This is a genomic window from Verrucomicrobiia bacterium (assembly GCA_035765895.1).
Lineage (GTDB): Bacteria > Verrucomicrobiota > Verrucomicrobiia > Limisphaerales > DSYF01 > DSYF01.
On the sequence record DASTWL010000024.1, the window covers coordinates 13,430 to 35,148 of the forward strand.

The window sequence follows — 21,719 nt, forward strand, 5'->3', positions numbered from 1 at the left end:
TCCGGACTTATCCTACGCCCGACGACGCGAACGCGCCACCCGTCCGGCTCAGAAACGGTATTGCATGCTGGCGTAGATGAGATGCGCCTCGCTGTCGTCGTGGCCGCCGCTCAGTTGGTCGGTGTAACGGAAGTAACCGTATTTCAAATTCGCCCGCACGTGCGGCGTGAGCCGGCGCGAAATCATGGCCGTGGTGCCGTGTTCCTCCGCGCCCGCGCCGAGCGGCACGCCGACGACGGAATTGTCCTGATAATCGTCGGCGCGGTAATAGAAATATCCCAGGTTCAAATCCGTCTTGTCGTCCAGCACCAGCGTCGAGTTGAAATTGACGGTCCAGTAATTGTTCTGCGCGTCCAGCACCGCCTGCGTGTAGTCCGACACCGGCGTGTGCGTCGTGCTGAGGACGTAGTTGAAGCCGGCCTGCAACGACAGCCGCGACCACGGCGTCCACGTGGCATTTTGCGCGATGATGTGGCTGTTCAGTTCCGAGGATTCCGTTTCACCCAGGCCGGAAACGGCGTCGGGCTTCGTGTGCACCGTCGAGAGCTGGTATTCGTAACGGCTGACCAGCGTGACGTTGCGCCACGGCCGGAGCGTCAACCGCACGTTGCCGTCATACGTCTCGAAGTTCTGCATCACGAGATACGCGGGGTAGCGGTTGGCGGAATCGTTGGCCGTGCTGTCCACCGGATGGTCGTAATCGTAGGCGTTTCGCTTGTAATAACCGCCCACGTCGAGCGATGTGCGCGGCGCCAGATACCAGCGGACGCCGGCCGAGTATTTCTGGAAGAACCGGCTGTCCTCCGATTGCCGGTTCACCGGCGCGATTTGTTCGAGGCCGCCGTTCTCGTTCAAATTGCCGTCGCCCTGCGTCCATTCGCCGCGCGCATACAGCACCCAGTTCGTGATGCCGGAGTAGTTGACGTCGAGCCGTTCGGTCACGTCCAGCGTGTCGCCGTCGGACCGGCTGCTGGTGAACACCGGCGCACTCGTGCCGGACGTGCGAAAGGCGCCGGAATCCGCGTTCCAATCCTCCTTCTGCACGCGCAGGGATGGCGTGATGGTGAGATCCTTCGCGGGCAGCGTCATCAGGTTCAGGTTCATCACGTAGTCGTTCACCTCGCCGCCGCCGCTGAGGTCGTAGTAACCCAGTCCGTTGGCCACGCTCGGCGCGTAGCTGACATCGAAGTCGTTGCCGTAAACGCGGCTGCCGGAGTAATCGCTGTTCATCGTGCTGAACAGAAAACCCGACGAAAGAAAGATCTTCTGCTTGAACCACGTCTCGCTGAACGCATGCACGCTGAAGAAGTCGTAGGACGTGCCTTCGCGATCGGTGAGATACGCCTGGGTGGGTTCGCCCGGGAACTGCACCATCTTGCGCGCGTCGTCCAGCGTGCCGGTTTCGTAACGCAGGCCCAGGCCAAGGGTGGTGGACTTGATGTGGTGCTTCGCGTCCAGCTCGAAAATGTCCACCGTCTCGTCGAGGTCGTAGAAGCCGGGATTCAACGCGCGCGTGAAGGCGTTGAAGTTCGGATGTGACTGGCCCCAGCTCGTGGAACTCTTGTCGCCGTCGCGGAAGCGGTGCGTGTATTTGAACGTCACCTGCGGCACGTTCTCCAGCCGCAGCCCGGCTTCGAGCGAAAACTCGCCGCGATCCAGCCCCAGCGCCTCGTCGGAGCCGGGCAATGGATACCAGAGGTCGTCCGGCCGGTAATATCCCCCGTTGCCATCATACCACGTGCGGAACTCCGTGTAGTTGAACCGCAGGTAACCCAGCTTTTCGCGCCGCAATTCCAGGCCGAGCTTGTAATCGTGCTGATCGAACAACGCGCGCCCGTCGAGCGTGAGTGTGGTGCGCTTGTCCACGTTCGCCTGGTAATGCAGGTCTTCGAGCCCGCCGAAGGCGCCGGCGCCGTGCCGCAGCCGTTCCTCCGCCTGCGCCTGGCTGCCTTTTGTGAACAAGCCGCCGGCGGAAAATTCCACCCAGTTGTTGTAGGTGTCCTTGCCGCCCTCGAACATCTCCTCGGGCGTCGGCGGCTTTTCGGCCTTCGGTTCGTCGGCCGCCCGCGCCGCCACGACGCCCGCCGCGAGCGCGGTGCCGATCACGCAATGGCCCAGCCAGGCCGCCCGGCGGGGAAGTTTTTTCCGTCTGGATCGCGATGTGGTTTTCATCTGCTTGCCCGTTGCGTCGTTAGAACCGGAGCGAGGAGTTCACCCGGGAGCCGTGGACGGCCTCGTGACAGCCCGCGGTCCAGCACGTGCCCTGTTGCAAACGCACCGTGTGGTCGGAACCGCCAATCAAAACCCGGCCGCTCTGCACCTGTTGGAAATGGCACTTCAGGCACAGCGTCGAGTTCCGCTCCGTCAACAGCTTGGCGTTCACGCTGCCATGCGGAATGTGGCACGTCGTGCAGCCCTCGCGGGTGGCTTCGTGTTCAAACACAAACGGACCGCGCTGCGCCGGATGGCATTGCAGGCAGTTTTCCTCGGAGGCCAGCAGGGCCGTGCTGCCGCCCACGTGCGCCGAGCCCTTGTGCGGCGGATGGCATTGCGTGCAGGACATGCGGCCCTCGGGCACGGGGTGATGACTCGGCAGGTTGAACTGGCCGCGCACGTCGGCGTGGCATTGGTAGCATACCGTCTCCGTGGCCCGGGCCTTGGTCAGCATGGGCTGGGCGCCCAGCCCTGCGGAACGCGGACGCCCGGAGGTGAAACTGAACGGCGGCTTCACTTCGCCGCCCGAATCCGAATGCAGGCTGGCCGGGCCGTGGCAGGATTCGCAGCCGACGTCCAGCGCGTTTTTGCCCTCGGCAATCAGCCGGTGGTGATCCGCCGTCTTGAAGTCGCGATAAATGTCGTCGTGGCACTGCTCGCATTCCTTCGAGCCGATGTATTTTGCGCCGGGCACTTCGGGCAGCACGACCGCCGCACGGTTGACCGTCCGGCACGAAATGGCCGCCACCACCAGCACCAGGGCGCCGGCGGCGAGCAGCAGCCCGCGCCGCCGCGGCGTGATCCCGGATTTGAAGGGATTAAAGTTGCGCTTGCTCATGTCGTTTGCGGTTGGGGGTTACGTCGTGAATCCGCTGCGTCATTGCTTCAACTCGGCCTGCACCCAGTTCATCGCGGCATCGAGGAGGGTGATCGAATACGGCCCATTGTGAACACCGAAGCTGCCGTCGTGGTAGACGAGATAAAGATTGTAGCGCGCCTTCTGGATGTTGGCGGGAATCAGCTTTTGTTCGGTGCTGGTCGGTCCCGCCGGGCCGGCGGACAAGCCGCCCGGCGTCGAATATTCCCAGGCGAGCGCGCCATACTTCGACTGCAAGGCGGCGGGCGCCTTTGTCAGCGCCCACTGATCCAGCGCCGCCTTCACGTCCTGAATGCGGGTGCCGATGGTGGTCATCGTAAATTGCGCCAGCAATTCAGGGAACGGATGGCACTGCGCGCAGGCGTCATACGAATTCACCTGGAACGAATGGCCCGTCACCGCCGCGACCGTCTCCCCCTCGGCGGGGCGGGTTTGCATGTGGCAGCCGACGCATTGGTTGGTGATCAACAGCGCGTGCGCCGCCGGAAAGGCGTTGGTCGAGCCATCGGTCCGTTCGCCCACCGTGCCCAAGAGCATGTTGTATTGCGGCGAGTGATGCGGCGGCCGGCTGGAACTGCTCCACGTGGCGCCGCGATGGTTGTGGCATTGGGCACACACGTTGATGTTTGGGTTGTATTTGTTCGTGAAGACGTCCGACGTCGCCAGGAAGTAATCATTCGTCGAGGCGACGGGATAACGCAGCTGCGCCGGATTCGCGTTCGTTTGATGCGGGTCGTGACAGACCACGCACGTCAGGCCCACATTCGCGTCGTTGGTGACGGTCAGCGGGTTTTCTCCCTTGATCAAGGCCAGCCGCGCCGACCCCGAGTGACACCGGCCGCAAGTGTTGACGCGGCCGGGATCGCTCATGTCCTCGACCACCTGGAAGTGTCCGCTCGTGCTCCATTCGTCGAACGTCGGATGATGCGCGCCCGTATGGCAGCCGCCGCACACCTGCGCCGCCAGTTCCACGCGCGGCCGGAAGGCGAGGTCGTCCGGATTCGCGGCGTGATTGCCGGCCGGGCCATGACAGTTTTCACATTGCACGCCGGCCAGGTAAGGCGTTGCAGTTTGATTCTGGTATCCGCTCGGCAGGCCGTAACCGACCGTGTGGCACACGAGGCAGCTGGGATTTTGATCCTGGCGCACGGCCTGCAGCGTCTCCAGCGCGTGCGCGTGCCGGGTGTTCATTTCCGAATCGTGAATGTTCCCGTGGCACTCCGCGCAGGCGGCGGCCCCGGCGTATTGCGGCGCCGGACCCGACACGCGGAATAATGCGCTGTTGGTCAGGTTCGCAATGGTGACCATCCGGTTGAGATTCGCCGCGCCGACCTGCAGCCAGGCGGAACTCTGCAACGCCGGCTTTTGGTAAACCTTGTAGTAACCCGAAGGCCCATCCCAGGTAAGCGTGACGCCGTTGGTGTCCTTGGTGATGCCGGTCATCACCGGCAGACCGGGCATGCCGCCGGGCTGGGTGATGCTCAAATGCTGCGCCTCTTGAGCAAACGCAGTCAGTGCCACGCCGCCCATCGCCACCGCCAAGGCAACGGCGCCTGCCGCGTTGACCCATCTGGCCTTGATGCCGTTCATAAGTTGCAAGCCGGTCATCCTGCAATGGTTGTCGTCCGGGCGCGGGGGAGAACGATGACCCAGCCAGCCCCCGCCGCCCACACCGGTCCGAAAGTCGAATCGGTTGCCCCAGTGCGCCTTCAGACTAATCGGCCGGCCAGAATTGACTTCACGGATATTGGCGGATGCTCTCCCTGCGTTGGCTATGACTGAACAAAATCCCCGCATTGAAGGCCGTCAAGCAGTTTGATGAACCACCCGGCGGCAGGCACACGCAAAGGGGGGATGCGCCCCGCAGACAAACAGGGACGTCTTTGGCTCGAATGAGGCGTGCGTGATAACGCGCGGCGCGGTGTAAGCAGAATTGAAGGCGGTCAATGACCGCAAAACAAAACCCACAAAGAAAGAGGATAACATGAAAGCCATGAATTCAATTCCGCGTTATGTGCTGTTGACGTTTGCGGTGGCGGCCCTGACCGCCGCCCCGTCCGTGCTGGCCCAGCCCAAGGGGGCCGAGCTGCTCATCACCCGCAAGGCGCCGGTGAGTGAAGCCAACAGCGCACCCAAGGCCTGCCCCAAATGCCAGGACAAGGCCATGCGCATGACTGCGCCCCAGTTCAAGGGCGCCGGCACCGCACCCGCGCAAAAGGTGATGGTCCATCAATGCCCGACCTGCGCAAACCAAAGCGTGACCCAGGGACACGGCAAACTGGCGGTTACGGCAGTGAAGCATACCTGCACGGCGAGTGATTGCACGTGCTGCGGCACGTCCTCGTAAGACGGCCGCCTTGCCATGGAGCGGACGGCGAATCGGCTGTCCGCTCCAGTTTGTTTGAATCAGGGGCAACTGTGCGGCTCGCCTCCGGTTCCTCAACTGGAAAGCCTGCTCCGGCGGCGGGGGCATTTTTGAGAGCATCCCGTGTTCGGCCTTCTTGGGCTTGTCCCGATCGCGATTCAAAAACAGGCTTCCGTCACTGTCTTGGTTTCTTACGAGGTGCGCCCGGATTCGTCCCTTTCAACTAGACCTTCATGTCTGCGGTCTGTGAGAAGCACAATGATGGCGGCTATGGCACCAAGGGCGGCAGCTATCTTTTCTATGCCATGCGTAAACCCGAGCAACACGAGTGGCACAGTAACAAGGATCCCGATTACCAACCCAAGCTGCTGCCATAACTTTTTCGGACTCGAACCACGCCGGTAGGTGGCGCAACTGCAAACCAACGATACCAAAGCATACGTGCCCAAGAGCCACCAAATCACAAACACAATGTTTCCAGGGTGGCCTCCCATAAATACCGCCGGCAACGCGAACAGCAATACTCCAAGGCTCAGCAAAGCGTGCAACACAATCATTGGCAGGCAGCCAAATACGAGCAACAAAACCCGGCATAGCTTGATTCCGGCATCCATATGCGAGCTGCTAGTTAGCATGGCTTTTGCTGAGAACGAAAAGGGCCAGCTCTCCGGCGTAAACGGGAGTTGCGCCGAATGAGCGCCGCCGAGCCACCAGTTGTGGGGCTCACGCCCCGGACAACCCAGGAACGAAGCGCAAATGCCATGCAGGCCTATCTAATCCGGCAGACCCCGGCCGTCCCGCGCCAAGCGCCGGGCCCGGCCCATCCCGCTCCCCATCAACGCAACCGCCCGTTTAACTCATGCGCCCCCACGGAAGACGGGCAGCCTTTCATCGTTCACCTGACAAACGACTCGGTGAGGAGTGCTGCCGCTTCGCCTCCTCACGCAGGCCACTGGCAACTCTGGCAATGCGCGAATACGCTGCTAAAAAAAGGAAAACCGCGGTGGCCGCAAAGAAAGCCCAAAGGGGCACTTCGTAAGAAGGGTAGCACAGGAGCAGCAACCCACCGATGAAGGCAAAGATTGCAAAGCCCAACAGAATGGCCTGTCGAAACCGCCGCATCTCCGTTGCCAGTTCACGGATTGCTGCCGGCGTGTCTTGATTCTCGTTATTCATGGCGTGAGGGGATGCCACCTGAACAGCAAGGCTTTCACTGAAAGCTCCCGCCGTGTCTGCGCCCCGGCCCGGTTCATTGCGGGTGTTCGTAGCAGAACAGAATCAGCCGGAACTCGTTGGCGGCCGCGTCCGCCGTGTAAACCCGGACCACTCCCTTGTGGTGGTTGTCAGTGTAATGAAAGGCAAAGTCCCGGAGGGCGGTGGCCGCCACGGTCTCGGAACCGTAGAGGGTTTCGCCGGACGCCAGAATCAACCGCTGCATCTCCGCCCGCAGACCCTCCAGCAATTGTTCGCGGGTTCCCGAAGTCATCGTCACCGCGTATTGCGCATGGACCTCGTGGCTGCGCCGGTCATTCCCGCCGCCGCCGGCCAGTTCGGTGATCCGGACCCCTTGCGCGCCACCGACCCGCTCCACCAGGGATTTGGCCAGCAACGTGTCCGGCAGTCCGGAACTGGTGTAGGCGCTCCGGTCACAGGCCGTCAGCAGGATGGCGGCGAGCAAAATTCCGAGTCCGGCGAAGGTGGGTTTCATGACGGGTGCAGTAATGCCGGAGCCGCATCCTTCTGGCAAACCCAGAATCGCCGCCTCACCGGTTGCGGATCGGCCCGCCCGGGCGGAAAGGCCATGCAGTCATGCAGGCCACAGCGTTCGGGCAGGGCCGGGCGCGCCTACATCAGGGTCAGCAGGTAAATCGCCACCGCCAGCCCGGTGAGCGCAAGGACGCCCGCCACCGCGAAGGCGAAGAGCGAGCCGTAGGCTTCCCGGAATTCGCCGCGGTCGATGGCCTGGATCTGGCGATGGTGACGCAGCGCGGCCGTGATGTTCACCAGCAGGCCGATCCCAATCAGCGTGACGCCCACCGGCAGGGAAAAGCCGTTGTGGGGAATCCTGGCCGATGCCTTGTTCATCGCAAACCATTCCTGCAAGAACAGGCCAAAGCGCGCCACCACAAAGCCAAAGCCCATGAGGGCAATCCCGGTGCGAACCCAGGCCAGGAAGGTGCGTTCGGCGGAAAGGTAGGTGCGCGGGTCGCCGGGCGGAAACCCGCCGCCGGCTCGAGGTTTTTCATCGGTGGTTTTCATGGCCGCCGGAAGGCCCGGCAACCGCGGAGCCTAGGCGTCGCCCGCCGGACCGTCAACCGCCCCAACGCGCCATTCGCGGAAGATCAGGAAGGACGCGCGCCCATTTACAACGCCGGCCGCGCCGGTGCCGCCGCGCTGCGGAGCACCGTGCTGGCAGTGGTTTTTCCGGCCGGCGCCGCTTCAATCCAGACCGCGTCGTTCAGATAAGCGCGCACGTAATCGTAGGGAATGGCGGCGTCGCGCGGGCCGCCACCGGAATTGCGAATCAGAAACACCCCGCCGCCGGGCGCCCCCGCCTCGTCCTTGTATCCCACGAGCAGCACGCTGTGGCCGTCGAACACGTCGGCCGGCGCCGTCATTTGCAGGACGTGGTCCGTCCACGCCTCGTGCTTCGGCCAGCGGAAGCCGCCGCACACGGGCCAGCCGCGCGCGAGGGTGCGCTTGAGTTCCGCGAATTGGGCCTCCGTCACCCCCGTGGTCACATCCCACGGTTTGATCCAGTGCAGGCTGAGACCGGCCTCTTTGGTTTCACGCGCCCGCGACAGGATCGCTTCCGCCGGATGGAGCTGCGGGTCAAAGTCGTCGTGATACGGAAAGTTTGTTTCGGTGCAAATGCCGTAAGCCTGATAACCGCGCCACAGGTCCGCGAAGAAGCCGCCGTCCTGGGAATTGGTGGCGGCTTGATTGGAGGCCCAGTTGAGGAATTCGACGCTGAGAACGGTTCCGGTATGCTGCCGTTCGGCCAGCGCAAACTCCAGCGCGCCCGTCAGCGCGAACACCGAGCACGTGCCGCGGTGGCCCTGCGGGCGCACCGGCAATTGCCAGCGAACAAACGCGGGCCGCAGGTCGGCCTTCGCCGGCAGCGCAGCCACGTCCGCTGCCGCTCCGCCACCGACCAAACCGGGCAAGAAACAAATCATCGCCCACGACCGCCAAAATCGGGAACGCATGCCGGGAGAATTACCCGCGCCTGCCCATCCGCACAGCCAAAACTTCGACCGTCAAAGCCGGCGCCGAGCTATGGCTGTTTGATGCGCTGCAACACATCCAGCTGCGCCTGAAAATCGGCGGTGATTTGCTTGAGCTTTTCGGCCTGGGCGGTTTGCACCTGTTGCAGGGTCTTGGCGGCGGCTTCTTGTTCGCTGACCGAGCCTTGCCGGCGGGCGTCCGCCAGTTTTTGCTGGGCCTGTTCCAGTTCGGTCTGCATTTCGGCCACCGCCGCCTTGAACTTCTCCAACGCCACTTCGCGCAGCCGTTGCGAGCCGTCCTCCAGCGTCAGCGTCGCCACGTCCGGCAATTGCTGTTTGAGCGATGCGACCGCAACCGCGTCGGGTTGCGTCGCCGCGGCGGCGACCACGGCCGCTTCCGTGGTGCGCGTCGTCACGTGCTGAATCGCCCGGGTCAAATCCGATTCCAACGCCGGCTCCCAATCGGGCGACAGCCGGCTGAGGGTTTCCTTCCGGTCGCCGCAAACCACCACGAGACCGAGATAACACGCATCGCCCTGATCTTGGTTGAAGGCCGTGATGCCATCCTTGGCGGCCGTCCGCGGGGCAACGTCCGCCGCCACGCGGGTCACGGTCAAACGGCTGTTCGCTTCGGTCTGATACAGCGCAAGGAAGCGGTCCACGCGGCCGGCGAAGGCGCGCAGGTTTTCCGGCGCGCTGGACGGATCGAGCACGGCGTAAAGGCGGATTTCAACCGGGGCAGTCAGTCCGCCGAGCACACCCCGGGTGGTTTCCGTCAAGCCGCTCGCCGCATCGGCCCCGGCCGCGTCGGCGCCCGCGCGGCCCACCGGACGATGAAACCAAACGGCGCTGGCCGCGAGCCCGAGGAGAAAGCAGACGGCCACCAGAATCGGGGTGCGGACGCTGGCCGTTTGGCGGGACAAAGTTGCCGCCGGGCGCGCGCCTGGCGTGGGGATGTTACTTCTTGGCATACGACAATCGGGTTATTACGGCTCCCTCCGCCGGCAACCCAAACCGGCGAACGCGCGGGATTTTTGTTTTACCTCGGGCGCCGGCTCCCGCCACCGGCGCCGTGAAATTCAAGACCCCTCCCCGTGGCGCGGGGAGGGGCTGTAAGCGACCGCTCGCCGCGCGTTACAAACTCGGCACGACGCGGAAGAACTGCTGCACGTTGTTGCGCGTTGACGTCATGAAGGACATCGATGTCCCGGTGCCGGCGATGGGCGTGCCCACGTTGGTCCAGCCGCCGCCCAAGGTGGAGATGGCCTGGATTTGGTAGGTCTTGCCCGCTTCGGTGTCGAAGACGACCTCAGCCGCCGTGTAGATGCGCACCGGCGAATTGGTGCCACCCACGGAGCCTGTGTTCGCCCAGACCACGCCGTCCGGCAGAGCGATGCCCGCGACGGTCGGATTCAGGCCGAGGCTGAACTTCAGCCAGTTCGGGATGCCGTCACCCGCCGGCATCGCATTCGGCGCCGCGTTGGCGTTGGTGATGGAACCGAAATACTGGATCTGCCAGGCATCCGGCAGGCCATCCATGTTGGCGTCACCCGTCAGGTCGCCGATGGACGCCTTGAGCAGTCCGACGGCGAACGGCGCGTTGTGAATGCCCAAGCTGCCGTCCGCACTGACGAACTGCCAGTTGTAGGCGGCCTGCAGATACTTCGCTGGCCAATTGGTTTTGACTGAAAGACGCGTTTGCACCGCACCGTCGACGACGCCATTGGCATTGGGCAACAAGGTGCTGAGTTTATTGAGCAGATGTTGCACCTCGGTTTGCACGCCCTCAGTGAGTCCGTCGCCATCGTAGTCCTGACGAACCATGTCGAACGACTCGATCGGGCCGTGGCATTGAACGCAGACACCAACCATGTCCACCGTGCCGGTGCCGTTGGTGTAACTCATCTTGAAGGTATGACCACCGGCTTTGGTGAAGCCAGGATCGGTAGCGGCAACTTCCTGCATGTGACAGCCGGCGCAGGTGTTGGTGATGGCATAGCGATGCGCCGCACTGGGAATGTTCTGGCCGTAAGTGACGGCATTGACGCCTTCGAGCATGTCCGCCTGTGGGCTGTCATGCACCCCAAAGGCCGAACCGCCAACCCACGTGGGCAGGCCGGCCGGATAATTCACAAGGCTGTTGGTCACCGAACCGTTGCGGCTGTTATGGCATTGCATGCAGAAGGCTCCCATGCCCGCATTCGTCACCACCGTGCCTTCGGACAGCGTGATGCTTGTGCTCAGCCGCAGTTGGTGCGGATTGGTGGCATCATGCGGATCATGGCACGTCTGGCAGGTAATCGCCTCGTATGCGGTGTTTGGCGTGTAGTTGAGCGTGGTGGGATGGGCATTCTGATTTGTCATGCCGCCTGCTTCCGCCCAAGCTTCAAAGCCGGAGGCCGTGTGGCAACGGACACAGGCCACCCGGGACGGGCCGGACGGAGTGCGTGTGGCCGACGCGTGTGCCGAGTTGTTCCATTCCGCCGTTTTGAAATGGTGGGTCAGGCTGTCATGGCATTGCGCGCAATCGCCCGCCGCCATGCTGACGCCGAGCCGGGGCCAGTTGGCTACATTCGTCTGACCCAACGCCGCGGCGTGTTCGCTGCCCGGGCCGTGGCAGCTTTCGCACTGGATGTTGGCCACCGCGCGCAAGCTGGCGGGCATGGCGTCCCAATTGGTCGGGCTGAGCGTTGTCGGAAAGGTCCAGTTGGTCGCCGTGGCGATGTCGTCAAACCCGCCGTTCACGGCCAGCGAATTCGTGTCGTAGCCCACCACGTGGCACGACGTGCAATTCTTGGTAAAGTGGTCGGTGCTCACCCCGTTGATCGCATCCTTGAAGGCGTGGGAATGCAGCGTGTTCGTCCAACTGCCGTAAACATTCTCCGCGATGGCGCCGCCGCTGTGGCAGAGCGCACAGGTCTGCACACCCATGTAGGTCGCCGCCGTGAGCGGCTTGGTGATGTTGGTGCTGCCGCTGCCATTGTCGGTAACGATGGCCACCTGCACGGCGTATTGACCCACCACGTCAGGCCGCAGCAACGCGCGGCCGGCCACCCGCAACGTCAGGCGGTCCGCCATCTTGTAGGTCGGCACGTTGCCGCCGAGCGGGCTGTTGGTGATGACCGCCGCCGAACCCACCGGCTTGGTGACCAGGGTCCAGGTGACGCTGGTGATGTTCGAGGATGGGATGCTCAGGTTCACCAGGGCATCCAGGTAGAAGGGCACGCCCACGCCCACGGTGTTGAGGCCGCCCGAAGTCTCCGAGCCGCCAGGCAGGCCGTAGTCTTTAATTTCCTGGGGCGTAAGCGGCCGGGTGTCGAGCAGGGCGTTCAACGCCGGCGCAGCCGCCTGTGCGAGCGCGGCACCGAGGGTTAGCAGCGCCACCGAGCCAAGCCGGCCCGCGACGCGTGTCATGGAGTTGCACATAGTCGATCTGTCCTGTTGTTGAGTTTTTGAGGTCACACGATCTTGGTTGGAAATTAAAAGGGCGCCAGCCGGCGACTACTCGCTTCTTGCCAAATGCCCGTCATTATTTGCTTTGTCATTTGCATCCGGTTCCACCAGAGGTTCTGATGGTTGATGGAGTCTAAAGTGGCGCGTTGTTTCTGGGGGTGAACAAACCGGTCGGGAGGTTTCAGCCGAAACACGCCACCGCGCCCAGCGCAGCGGCCGGTTCCGCAACCGCCCGGCCTGCTGCGGGCGGCACCGCGTTGAGCCGCGCCAGAATTTCGGCCGCGCGCGTCGCGATGATGGTGCGACAGAGGCCGAGTTCGTGTTCCCGGTTGCGCACGTGCTCCTGCACGATCGCCTGCAGGTGGTCGATGTTGTAAAGGTAAACGCCCGGCACCTGCTGCACGTCCGCATCGATGTCGCGCGGCACGGCGATGTCGATGAGGAACAGCGGCCGGCCGTGACGGGCGCGCATGGCGGCGGCCACCGCTGGCCGCTCCAAAATCACGCGGCGGGCGCCGGTGGAGCTGACGACGATGTCCGCCTCGACCAGGGCCGGCAGCAGTTGCTCGAAAGGCAGCGGCTGCCCGCCGATTTCGGCGGCCAACACGCGCGCCTTCTCGAGTGAGCGATTGACCACGAGCACGCGGTTGGCGCCTTTCTTGGCCAGGTGCCGGACGCACGCCTCGCCCATTTTGCCCGCCCCCACAATCATCACCGTCTTGGCGGAGAAGTCGTGATCGAAAATGCGCTCGGCCAGTTCCACCGCCACGCTGCCGACCGAGGTGGCGCCGCGGCCGATGGCCGTGCCGGAGCGGATTTCCTTGGCCACCTGGAAGGCTGTCTGGAAGAGGCGATTGGTGATGCGGCCCGTCAATTTTGCCTCCTGCGCGGCAAGATACGCCTGCTTCACCTGGCCGGTGATTTCCGTTTCGCCCAGCACCATCGAGTCCAGCCCGCTCACCACGGCGAACAGGTGTTTGACCGCTTCCGCCCCCTCCTTCACATACAACGACCCGCCCACGTCGTTGCCGTCCCGCGCCAGCAGACGGAACAAGGCGGCCCCGTCGGGCCACGCGGCGTCCGTGACCGCGTAAATCTCGACGCGGTTGCAGGTGGAAACGAGCACCACTTCGCGCAGACCGCCGTTGATCTTGAGCCGGCAGGCGCTGCACCGCACCCGCGCCGGCGGCACCGCCACCTGCTCCCGCACATCGACACTGGCCGTCTTGTAACTCAACCCGGCAACAAAAAACTTCATGTTGAACTCTCTGGTTACGAGGGTGATAAAAGGTTGAAATCCCGGCGGACGGACCCTGTTCCGCACCGCTTGATGCAAACGTTCCGCCGCCGGCCGCCAATTTCCGTGCCGGCTCCCAATCCGTTCCGTTTGCGTGCTGTCATCACGGTGGCACTCTAAGTCAACGCGCCGGGGCGGCTTGTCCGGGCTTGCCAAAGACTCATCCTTTTTTGCCCGACCCGGCCATGGATTGGTGAGCCGTCGCTATTGGCCGGATGCCGGCGCATCTTTGGCGGGCATCGTCGTGCTGGCTGGCGACCCGGGTTTGACACCGTCCGCGGCCGGCTCCGTGGCCAGCGGATGTTCGTCCTCCATCCAATGCTCCGACACGCGGCCGTCCCAGCACGCGAGGTTCACGGGATAAATGTCCGGATCGAACATCACGTGGTAGAAGTGCCAGACGAGAATGGCGAGGCACGCGAGGATCGCCTCGTAATAATGAATCGTGGTTGCCACGTCGATGACCCAGCGCGGGAGGAATTGCGTGACTTCCATCTTGAACCAGATGGCGAGCCCGGTGACGCCCATGATGATCGTGCCCCACACAACGGCCCAATACTCCAGCTTCTCCGCGTAGCCAAAGCGTTTGAACCGCGCCTTCTCCGGGCGGGTGCCCGTGAGATAACGCGCGTTCGCCACAACGTCCCGTGCGTCCTTCGCCTCCGGCAGGAAATCCCGCAGCAGCCGCCGGCCGTCCCGGGTGAACAGCAGGTAGCTGACGTGATAGAGCCCCAGCCCGAGCATGATCACGCCCGCCACGCGGTGCGTCCAGCGGCGGAAATCCTCATGCGCTCCGAGCAGCCGCGCCAGCCACGAATCGGGGAACTTCAAGGCAAAGCCCGTCACGGCCAGCACGATGAAACTCGTGAGCAGGATGAAATGCTGCCAGCGTTGCTGGCGGTTCATGCGCTGCACCGTGCGGCGTTCCGCCCGGTGCAGCCGGATCCATTTGCGCAGGAACAGCAGCCCATTGTGCACCAGCATCACGCTGATCGTGACGATGATCAGCACCACATAAATGCGCCGCACCCACGCGTTGACCTTCCCGCCCAGATCGGTCGCCTCCGCCGGCGGCACCTCGGCCACGTGAATTTTGCCGCTGGCAAACTTCGTCGTCGCGCCGGGATGACACTTGCCGCACGTGGCCACGAGGTTCTTCGGATTGATGCTGGAGCGCGGATCGCTCGACGGCAGCACGAGGTGGTAACCGTGGCAGCTCGCGCAGTTCGCCGCGAGCGTGGACCCGTATTGCGAGGCCAGGCCGTGGTAGCTCTCGAAGAAGGTTTTCACGCGGTCCGCCGGCAGGTTGAACTTGCTGTTGATGCGCTCGGAGGCGTGGCATTTGCTACAAACGTCCGCGGAAATCTTGAGCGAGGCGTTGGTCTTCAACTGCTCGATGCGATGCTCTGAATGACAATCGATGCACGTGGGCGCTTCGCGTTTGCCTGCGGCCACGGCCTGCCCGTGCACGCTCGCCGCCACGTCGGCCGCCGCCTGGTCGTGACAGTTCCCGCAGGTCTTCGCGAGATTGGCGAAATACAGCGGCGACGCCGGATCGGTGATGGGCTTCAGCTCGTGGGAATCATGACAATCCGTGCAGGTCGGCGCCGCGGCATCGCCCGCCGCGAGGGCCAGCCCGTGCACACTCTCGGTGTAACTCTCCGACTGGCGCGCGTGACAGCGGGCGCAATTCACCTTCTCCGCCGCCACGTTGTCGTCGGGATGTTTGGTGGTGATGTCCGCGTGGCAGGCCTGGCAGGTGTTCGTCTGATGCACCGACGCGCGCAACACCGCCGCGTTCACGAACAGGGAAACGGCGCGCCCCTCGGCGTTGGTTTTGGTCAGCGTCGTGTCGCTGTGACACTCGAGACAATCGCTGTCCTTGATGGTTTCCGCGGCGTGGCCGCCTGCCGCCAGCACAACCAGCAAGAGGCCCAGCGCCGCCCGCACTGTATTGCTGGCGCCCGGCATCATGCCCCAGCATCGGCCCGCGCGCCCAAACTGCTCTACACCGCTTGGCGATTGCTTCGCATTTTTTGCGAGCACGCGCCGCCGGCAGGCGGCCAAGGCAACAGGTTTTGGGCTTGGGGCGTGCCGCCCACCCTTTCCGTTCAGTCCTCTGCGCCGTCCCCTTCCGCCGCCCGTCCCGTGTCGGCGCACAGGCCGCGCCGGGTCGCCGCGGCGAATTCGAGAAACGTCTTCGCGGGCGCGCTGGTGAACTGCGGTTCCGCGGCGGCCAGGGCGTCACGGAACGGACGGCCCGACCGGAGGACCAGGTGATAAAGCTGTTTCAGCTCCAGCCGGTCCGCGGCGGAAAAACCGGCGCGCCGCAGGCCAATCACATTCAAACCGCACACGCCGTTGTCGCCGCGCGCAATGCAGAACGGCGGCAAATCCTTGCTGATGGCCGCGCCGCCCTGCATCAGCGCCAGCGGGCCGACGCGCACGAACTGGTGCACCAGGCAGTTGCCCGAAATGAACGCACGGTCCCCCACCGTCACGTGGCCGCCGAGCAGCGCGCCATTGGCCAGAATCACGTGGTCGCCCACGAGGCAGTTGTGCCCGACGTGACAGTGCGCCATGAACAGCCCGTGCGAACCGATGACCGTGTCCTCGGCCGGCTTGTTCGAGCGATGCACCGTGACGTGTTCGCGGAAGACGTTCCCCTCGCCGATGCGCAGGCGCGTCGGTTCGTCCCGGTATTTCAAATCCTGCGGCGCGTCGCCAATGACACAGCCGGCGTGGAAGCGGTTGCGCGCGCCGATGGTGGTGATGCCGGTGAGGTAAACGTGCGGTCCGACCACGCAGCCCGCGCCCAATTCGACGCCGCCGTCAATCACCGCGTAGGGGCCGACCTGCACCGTCGGGGACAGTTTTGCGTCCGGGTGCACAATGGCCGTGGGATGAATCGCTGGGTTAGCCACAGATTGCGCCGGTCGGTTGCATTGATTTCAGATGGGGAGAAATTGGCAAATTGCTGGGAAAACTAAAGCCTATTCGGGCGAACCCGGCAGAATTTCCCTTAACCGGCGGCTGCCCTTACTGACAGTGCCAGTGTGGAAATCAGACGGGTTCAGGTGCACGTCGGTGGTGATTTCAAGCGGTCAGAGGTCAGACTCACTGAAGTCCCGTCGGCAGTCGCGACTTTCAGCAAGAAGAGCGCAGCGGCGATGAAAGGCGCAGTCTGCCGGCCATGAATTCAGACTGCCTCCGAATAAACATTTGCATCCCGCTCACCCCAATTTGCCAAACAGCCGCATAGCGGGCTGCTCGACAAGCTGGTCCTCGGTGTAGGCGTGGGGCATGAGTCTTCAGCGGGCGGCTTTGATCCAGCCGATTTCCAGCCGGAACGGTCCGGCCTGTTTATCCGAAATGAGAAAGCCGACCGAGTTCACCTTCGCGGGATTCAGTGTCAGCGCGTCCGTCAGCACCCGGCCACGGAAGGTGGGAACAAAATCCTTGAAGGCCAGCCGATGTTCTTCCCATTCACCCGGCTTTGTTGTGAAACTGCATTGGTAAAGCGGCGTGTCGAAACCCGCCCCGGTGCGAACGGTAAATTTGTAAGTTCGTCCATCCCCGCGCACTCGCAGGATGAAGGCGGTCAGCCCGGCGAGATCGTCGCGCACGGGCGCGGAACGCACAGAGGCGAACCCGCCGTTGTTCTCCAGTCGAACCGTGCCGCTGAAAATGGCGCAGCCGTTGGTTGGCACCTTAAACTGACTGGTGGAAACCCCTCCCATCACATCATCGTTGACCACTTCCCAGGCGGGCGAGTTGGTAGTCGTCTGGAAGTCAAAGAGGGTTTTGTTGGTTGCCGGTTCAGCTTTCATGGCGATGGTCAGGGATGTGAGCGCGCACACGAGAATCAGGCGCGCGGAGTTGGTTAAAGCCGAAGCCATTTTAAGTTTCATAAGTTCAAGGGTTCAGCCTCCACAACGTGCCGTTCAACACGGCTGCAAAACCCACCCACGCCAGATATGGCGCGAGCAGCCAGGCGGCTGCGCGATGCACGCGCCAAAACACCGCGATGGTCCACGCGATGGCCAACCAAAGCAGCACGATTTCTGCAAATGCCACGCCGGTCCAGTGCAGACCGAAGAACAGCGGCGTCCAAAGCGCGTTGAGCGCCAGTTGCGTGAGGAAGATGAGCAGCGGCTTGCGTTGTTTGTCCCAGCCATCGCGTCGCCACACCAGCCATGCCGCCACCGCCATCAACGAGTAAAGCGCCGTCCACACCGGACCGAAGATCCACCCCGGCGGATTCCACACCGGCTTCTTCAATGAGGCATACCATTCGCCCGGCATGAACAATCCGCCCATCGCCGCGGCGGCGAAGCAGAGCAACACCCACCCGATCAGAGCTGGAATATGGCGGTTCATTGAGATTGGCCGGGATACGGTTCGGTAAAAATTTGTTATCTGGTCTTGTTCATCGGTGCAGCAGGAACGGCTAGTATTCGCCGACATCAATCGGCAGCTCGGACTCAATGGTGCGCAACCGCGCCGCCCAACCGCGAGATTCCAGCACAGCCCCGTCAATGACAGGTTGTTCGACAAGCTGGTCTTCAGTGTAGGCGAGTGCGCTCATTTTTGCAGACACATGTCAGGTTTTAAGAAGCTGGAACAATGCAACTTGTGACCTTATTCCCATTTCCTTGTATGGTCCACATTGACAAACAAGGGCCATCGGAAAGGGATGACTTGAGGAAGAACTCTTGCAATGTGTGCCTGTGCGGCATACATTCTGCACGTGAATGCAGTCATGAAAGAGCAGAAAGCTCAACGGTTCGTTGCCCGAGTTTCGGCGGCGGATAAGCAGCTTTTCCAGCGGGCGGCGACCCTTGAAGGACGCTCGATGGCGACTTTCGTCATTGCCCACGCTCGCGAAGTGGCCCGCCAGATCATCAGCCAGAGCAACCTGATCCAACTGAACGCCGACGAATCCGTTCGTTTCGTCGAGGCGTTGCTTGCACCGCCTCGTCAGCCGACACCGGCCATGACGGATTCCATCCGCGCTTATCGGGAATCGGTGAAGAGCGATTTGGGCTAAACATTCCATCCGTTCGCCTCGCGTTCAACCAAGTCGCTCATCGGAAGGAACATTCTGTGCTCATCCAGTGCCAGGAAGCCGTGGTCGGCGTAGAACTTCCGGGCCTTCTCATCCTTGGGGTCGGTCACCACAACAACAGCCCCGACTTCTGCGCTATGCCGCACACAACGGCGCAATGCATCAATGAGCAGCAATCGTCCCAACTGCTGCCCTTTCCATTCGATGTCTCTCGCGAGTCGTCCAATCAGGGTCGCTCCCAACTGCGGATAGCGCGGCAGTTTCTTTATGAGCGACTCCGGTAACTGCTGCACAACGACAGCGGTTTGCGACAGCGTGTAGTAACCCGCGATCCGTCCCGGGTCTGCCTCCGGCACAAGAACAAAGCAGGCCGAGGCTCGCGCCTGCATTTCTTTACGCGCTCTCTTCTGCAAGAACTCCGTCAATTCCGAAGACTCACATTTGAAGTCCTCTCGCCGGTGCTTGCTCGGGTCAAGCTGCTCTAGTCTGTATTGCTGAGGTTCGCTCACGGGATTGGCACTTTGGTTTGATTAGGTCGCATCCGGCGAGCTTTCCGTCGCAGTATCGGACTTGTCATCTGGTGCGCCGTTTCTTCGCCGAGCAGGCGCAGAAAAGCGCGTCTTCTGGACAAGTTCTTTTGCAAATTTGGCGCGCACCGCGTCCTCACCTTTCTTCGTCAGGTAATACATTTCTGGATTAGTGGCGGACGGCGCAACCCACGCAATCTGTTGCGTCCATCGAATGTCGCGAGTCAGGTTTTTAGGCAGTGGGTCGGCCGCGTCTTGGAACAAACCAACCAAATCCTCTTTGGCAAATTCTCTCTGGTTGCGGTGCTCACGAAGGTAGAGCCCGAAGCAGGCAATCTTGTCCGGGACGCGCGCCGGCGAATACTGCTCCATGAACTCGCGCACCGACACGACTGCGGAAGCTGTGTGACCTGCCGGTTGCGGTGCTGCCGAGACCTTAACTTCCGCCTGAGTCGGCTGAGGCGTGATCGCAGCACCCTGCGCTTGCAACCGCCCACCTTTCAACAGCCAGACTAGAAGTTCGTGTGCAACGGGCTCAGGGAGTTCCTTCTTAAGGCTCAAACCCGGCCCGACAAGCTCTACTGTGTATTTCTGCTCCATAAACTTAGCGACAAATTAGCAGCACATTGTATACTTGTCAATACATAATACACATGTATTTTCAAAACGACATGCCGGCTATGAAATAACGCCCTCCGGCTCACCCACTTCCACCTGCCCCCGACAACAGACGCGGCAGCAGCAGGTCGCGCGTCCGGCGGAGGTGGTTCGTCATGGCAGAGCCTTCACGATGGGCCGGAGCACTTGGTCCATTTTGACCAATCGCTGCGTCAGCCAGTCCAGGTATTCATTCCAGCGGGACTCTTCTTCGATGGACGCCTTCGGATACCAACTTGCAATCCGGCAAGCCTTGGCGTCTGGAAGGTCTTGCCAATCCAACTCAAAGCCCAGCTTGCCCTGATCTCTTTTTTCTGCGCCGACAGGTTGGCGAAGTGCTTCTTGGCCTCCGCGCCGGGAATCCACAACTCAACGCCAAGACGCTCGTCGCGGGTGTTGGCGGTGATATTCAGACCGAATCCAGCACGACCGATTGAATTGTTGAGCCAGTGCTGCGGCCGAGGCTTCTGCGGTCGGATTTGCGGTGCTTTTGCGGTCAGGTGTTCGATCAGGGCCATCCAGAATTTTTGCTGCAACTGTTTGGTGGGTGAGGCGGATGCCACCGCGCTGGCTTGCTCACGTCCGGACTTGGCCCAATCGTTTGGCTTCACCACGACCTCGAACTTGGGAGCAAGCGGCGAGTTCCCAATGCGCCACAACTCGATTGCGACAGCAAAGAAACTCAATGCATCCGTGGTGTTCTCGTTCAGGAACTGAAGCGCAGCGACGTGTTCAGGCCGAAACGACTCTGCCACCCAAATTACCTTCTTCGCGCCGACTCCGGCGGCATACGTGATGATTTGGCCCAGGTGTTTGTGGTTCGCTTCCTCCAATTGGTTTTCGATGATGACTTTCTCGTCTCCATCTGTGCAGAGAATATCGAGCTTGAAGTCGCCAACCCAGTGCTCGGTGGCCACCTTGACCAGTTCGCTCAATCCCAGCTCGTCTGCCAGCGCGTTCAGGTTCTCAGTCTCGGAGAGCCAGGGCGTGAACTCGCCGGCTTCATGCTTCCACGCTTCGTTCAGCGGCACGCGCTCAAGTTTGCTCAGGTTCTTGTTCATGTTCGTGGCTCAGTTCGTTGTGAGATTGACCTTCCTTGCAGAGCTTGGTGGGAGGGCGAGGGTAGCTCAAGCTTGGCGCGCTGCTTTGCAAACCGGACCTCGGCGAAGCGGAGGAAGATCAGACCGAGGATCGGCCCGGAATATTGTTGTGCAGTGAGCCCGCTATTGGCGCGGAATTGATCGGCGGCTTCCCAGAGCTGTTTTTCCAATGCGCCATTCGCCACGTCCCTTTCCGTTGGTGCCACCCAGTGCATGAAGTGCCCGCATCGTAATGCCCGCGCCGCCGCAGGCAATTTCAAAACCCTCAACTTGAAGGAACTGCTGCTACCTGGACTCAATTGACCTTTGCGGAGGAAAGCTGCTTGAGCATTCCAAAACGCAGTTGCCGGGAAGTCTGAACTCGCCCCGGCGCGACCGCCGAAGGTAAGCTTTGCCCTCATGAAACGGAACGGGCGCAGTCTGATGCTTCCTTGCAGGCCAGCCGGCGGAAGGCCAGTTCCGTCGACATCCGGCCCGGCGGACGCGCCGTTGAATGACCACCGGCCGGATCCAACCCAACTGAAATGACACCATGGAAATCAAACGAGCAGGCTCACAGCCCTCCGTCACCGGCCCGGCCGACTGGTTCACGGGCACGGTGCGCATTGATTCACCGTTCAAAGGCACCGAACCCGCGCGCGTTGCCGGGGCCAGCGTCACATTTGAGCCCGGCGCCCGCACGGCGTGGCACACGCATCCGCTCGGCCAGACGCTCATCGTCACCGCCGGTTGCGGACGCGTGCAACGCTGGGGCGGGCCGAGGGAAGAAATCCGGCCGGGCGACGTGGTCTGGTTCCCGCCCGGTGAAAAGCACTGGCACGGCGCGTCGCCCACGACAGCCATGACACACATCGCCATCCAGGAACAACTCGACGGGAAAGCCGTGGACTGGCTGGAGCACGTCAGCGATGAACAATACCGGGGAGGTTGAGTT

General features: G+C 62.4%; 23 protein-coding genes and 1 pseudogene. 4 read left to right on the forward strand and 20 right to left on the reverse strand.

Translation table 11 applies throughout. From position 1 onward, the window contains the following. Positions 1 to 48 precede the first annotated feature (48 nt). Genes VFV96_05420 through VFV96_05430 form a run of 3 tightly spaced genes read right to left on the reverse strand, consistent with a single transcriptional unit; the run spans position 49 to position 4,681 of the window. Entirely contained in the window at positions 49 to 2,172 is a 2,124-nt protein-coding gene (locus tag VFV96_05420) for a hypothetical protein (GenBank protein HEU5069841.1), read from the reverse strand. 19 nt (positions 2,173 to 2,191) lie between these two features. Continuing rightward, positions 2,192 to 3,052, reverse strand: a complete 861-nt coding sequence (locus VFV96_05425) for a cytochrome c3 family protein (protein HEU5069842.1) — start codon at positions 3,050 to 3,052, stop codon at positions 2,192 to 2,194. A 39-nt stretch (positions 3,053 to 3,091) separates the two neighbouring features. Then, on the reverse strand, positions 3,092 to 4,681 hold the full coding sequence (locus VFV96_05430; protein ID HEU5069843.1) for a multiheme c-type cytochrome: 1,590 nt from the start codon (positions 4,679 to 4,681) through the stop codon (positions 3,092 to 3,094). A 403-nt stretch (positions 4,682 to 5,084) separates the two neighbouring features. Between VFV96_05430 and VFV96_05435 the strand changes: the two genes are divergently transcribed. Both VFV96_05435 and VFV96_05440 read left to right on the forward strand, forming a co-directional pair. Next, the gene (locus VFV96_05435) at positions 5,085 to 5,438 is read left to right on the forward strand and encodes a hypothetical protein (protein HEU5069844.1); all 354 of its coding nucleotides are present in this window, start codon (positions 5,085 to 5,087) and stop codon (positions 5,436 to 5,438) included. A 251-nt stretch (positions 5,439 to 5,689) separates the two neighbouring features. After that, on the forward strand, positions 5,690 to 5,833 hold the full coding sequence (locus VFV96_05440) for a hypothetical protein (GenBank protein HEU5069845.1): 144 nt from the start codon (positions 5,690 to 5,692) through the stop codon (positions 5,831 to 5,833). Between the two features lie 511 nt (positions 5,834 to 6,344). Here VFV96_05440 and VFV96_05445 read toward each other — a convergent pair. The 12 genes from VFV96_05445 to VFV96_05500 form a co-directional block, all read right to left on the reverse strand. Continuing rightward, positions 6,345 to 6,632, reverse strand: coding sequence for a hypothetical protein (locus VFV96_05445; GenBank protein HEU5069846.1), 288 nt, complete (start codon positions 6,630 to 6,632; stop codon positions 6,345 to 6,347). Positions 6,633 to 6,705: 73 nt separating this feature from the next. Beyond that, positions 6,706 to 7,164, reverse strand: coding sequence for a hypothetical protein (locus tag VFV96_05450; protein ID HEU5069847.1), 459 nt, complete (start codon positions 7,162 to 7,164; stop codon positions 6,706 to 6,708). A gap of 137 nt (positions 7,165 to 7,301) precedes the next feature. Beyond that, a complete protein-coding gene (locus VFV96_05455; GenBank protein HEU5069848.1) occupies positions 7,302 to 7,715 on the reverse strand; it encodes a DUF202 domain-containing protein in 414 nt (137 codons plus the stop codon). A 104-nt stretch (positions 7,716 to 7,819) separates the two neighbouring features. Next, positions 7,820 to 8,665, reverse strand: coding sequence for a C1 family peptidase (locus VFV96_05460; protein ID HEU5069849.1), 846 nt, complete (start codon positions 8,663 to 8,665; stop codon positions 7,820 to 7,822). A gap of 68 nt (positions 8,666 to 8,733) precedes the next feature. Further along, positions 8,734 to 9,606 carry a Gldg family protein gene (locus VFV96_05465; GenBank protein HEU5069850.1) on the reverse strand — a complete coding sequence of 291 codons (873 nt, stop codon included), beginning with the start codon at positions 9,604 to 9,606 and terminating at the stop codon, positions 8,734 to 8,736. Between the two features lie 211 nt (positions 9,607 to 9,817). Further along, the gene (locus tag VFV96_05470) at positions 9,818 to 12,109 is read right to left on the reverse strand and encodes a cytochrome c3 family protein (protein ID HEU5069851.1); all 2,292 of its coding nucleotides are present in this window, start codon (positions 12,107 to 12,109) and stop codon (positions 9,818 to 9,820) included. 208 nt (positions 12,110 to 12,317) lie between these two features. Continuing rightward, positions 12,318 to 13,394, reverse strand: a complete 1,077-nt coding sequence (gene hemA, locus VFV96_05475; protein HEU5069852.1) for a glutamyl-tRNA reductase — start codon at positions 13,392 to 13,394, stop codon at positions 12,318 to 12,320. A gap of 243 nt (positions 13,395 to 13,637) precedes the next feature. After that, positions 13,638 to 15,407 carry a cytochrome b/b6 domain-containing protein gene (locus VFV96_05480; protein ID HEU5069853.1) on the reverse strand — a complete coding sequence of 590 codons (1,770 nt, stop codon included), beginning with the start codon at positions 15,405 to 15,407 and terminating at the stop codon, positions 13,638 to 13,640. Between the two features lie 137 nt (positions 15,408 to 15,544). Continuing rightward, on the reverse strand, positions 15,545 to 16,357 hold the full coding sequence (gene lpxA / locus VFV96_05485) for an acyl-ACP--UDP-N-acetylglucosamine O-acyltransferase (protein ID HEU5069854.1): 813 nt from the start codon (positions 16,355 to 16,357) through the stop codon (positions 15,545 to 15,547). Between the two features lie 387 nt (positions 16,358 to 16,744). Next, positions 16,745 to 17,344: a CIA30 family protein gene (locus VFV96_05490; protein HEU5069855.1), complete on the reverse strand. Its 600-nt coding sequence runs from the start codon at positions 17,342 to 17,344 to the stop codon at positions 16,745 to 16,747. Positions 17,345 to 17,348: 4 nt separating this feature from the next. Beyond that, positions 17,349 to 17,813: a TspO/MBR family protein gene (locus VFV96_05495; GenBank protein ID HEU5069856.1), complete on the reverse strand. Its 465-nt coding sequence runs from the start codon at positions 17,811 to 17,813 to the stop codon at positions 17,349 to 17,351. A gap of 70 nt (positions 17,814 to 17,883) precedes the next feature. Further along, positions 17,884 to 18,021: a hypothetical protein gene (locus tag VFV96_05500; GenBank protein ID HEU5069857.1), complete on the reverse strand. Its 138-nt coding sequence runs from the start codon at positions 18,019 to 18,021 to the stop codon at positions 17,884 to 17,886. A 162-nt stretch (positions 18,022 to 18,183) separates the two neighbouring features. Between VFV96_05500 and VFV96_05505 the strand changes: the two genes are divergently transcribed. After that, entirely contained in the window at positions 18,184 to 18,483 is a 300-nt protein-coding gene (locus VFV96_05505) for a DUF1778 domain-containing protein (GenBank protein HEU5069858.1), read from the forward strand. Here VFV96_05505 and VFV96_05510 read toward each other — a convergent pair. The 5 genes and pseudogenes from VFV96_05510 to VFV96_05530 form a co-directional block, all read right to left on the reverse strand. Then, entirely contained in the window at positions 18,480 to 19,010 is a 531-nt protein-coding gene (locus VFV96_05510) for a GNAT family N-acetyltransferase (protein ID HEU5069859.1), read from the reverse strand. The two genes, VFV96_05505 and VFV96_05510, sit on opposite strands and share 4 nt — an antisense overlap. 21 nt (positions 19,011 to 19,031) lie before the next feature. Beyond that, positions 19,032 to 19,628 (reverse strand): hypothetical protein, encoded by a 597-nt coding sequence (locus VFV96_05515; protein HEU5069860.1) that lies wholly within the window; start codon positions 19,626 to 19,628, stop codon positions 19,032 to 19,034. Positions 19,629 to 19,799: 171 nt separating this feature from the next. Then, complete coding sequence (locus VFV96_05520) at positions 19,800 to 20,051, reverse strand: DUF4268 domain-containing protein (protein ID HEU5069861.1); 252 nt, start codon at positions 20,049 to 20,051, stop codon at positions 19,800 to 19,802. Further along, positions 20,036 to 20,746: pseudogene (locus VFV96_05525) on the reverse strand (DUF4268 domain-containing protein). Before VFV96_05525 ends, VFV96_05520 begins: the two are co-directional and overlap by 16 nt. Continuing rightward, on the reverse strand, positions 20,743 to 21,000 hold the full coding sequence (locus VFV96_05530) for a type I restriction-modification system subunit M N-terminal domain-containing protein (protein HEU5069862.1): 258 nt from the start codon (positions 20,998 to 21,000) through the stop codon (positions 20,743 to 20,745). Before VFV96_05530 ends, VFV96_05525 begins: the two are co-directional and overlap by 4 nt. Before the next feature lie 317 nt (positions 21,001 to 21,317). On the opposite strand from VFV96_05530, the gene VFV96_05535 reads away from it, so the two are divergent. Beyond that, positions 21,318 to 21,716 (forward strand): cupin domain-containing protein, encoded by a 399-nt coding sequence (locus VFV96_05535; GenBank protein ID HEU5069863.1) that lies wholly within the window; start codon positions 21,318 to 21,320, stop codon positions 21,714 to 21,716. The last annotated feature ends 3 nt before the right edge of the window (positions 21,717 to 21,719 follow it).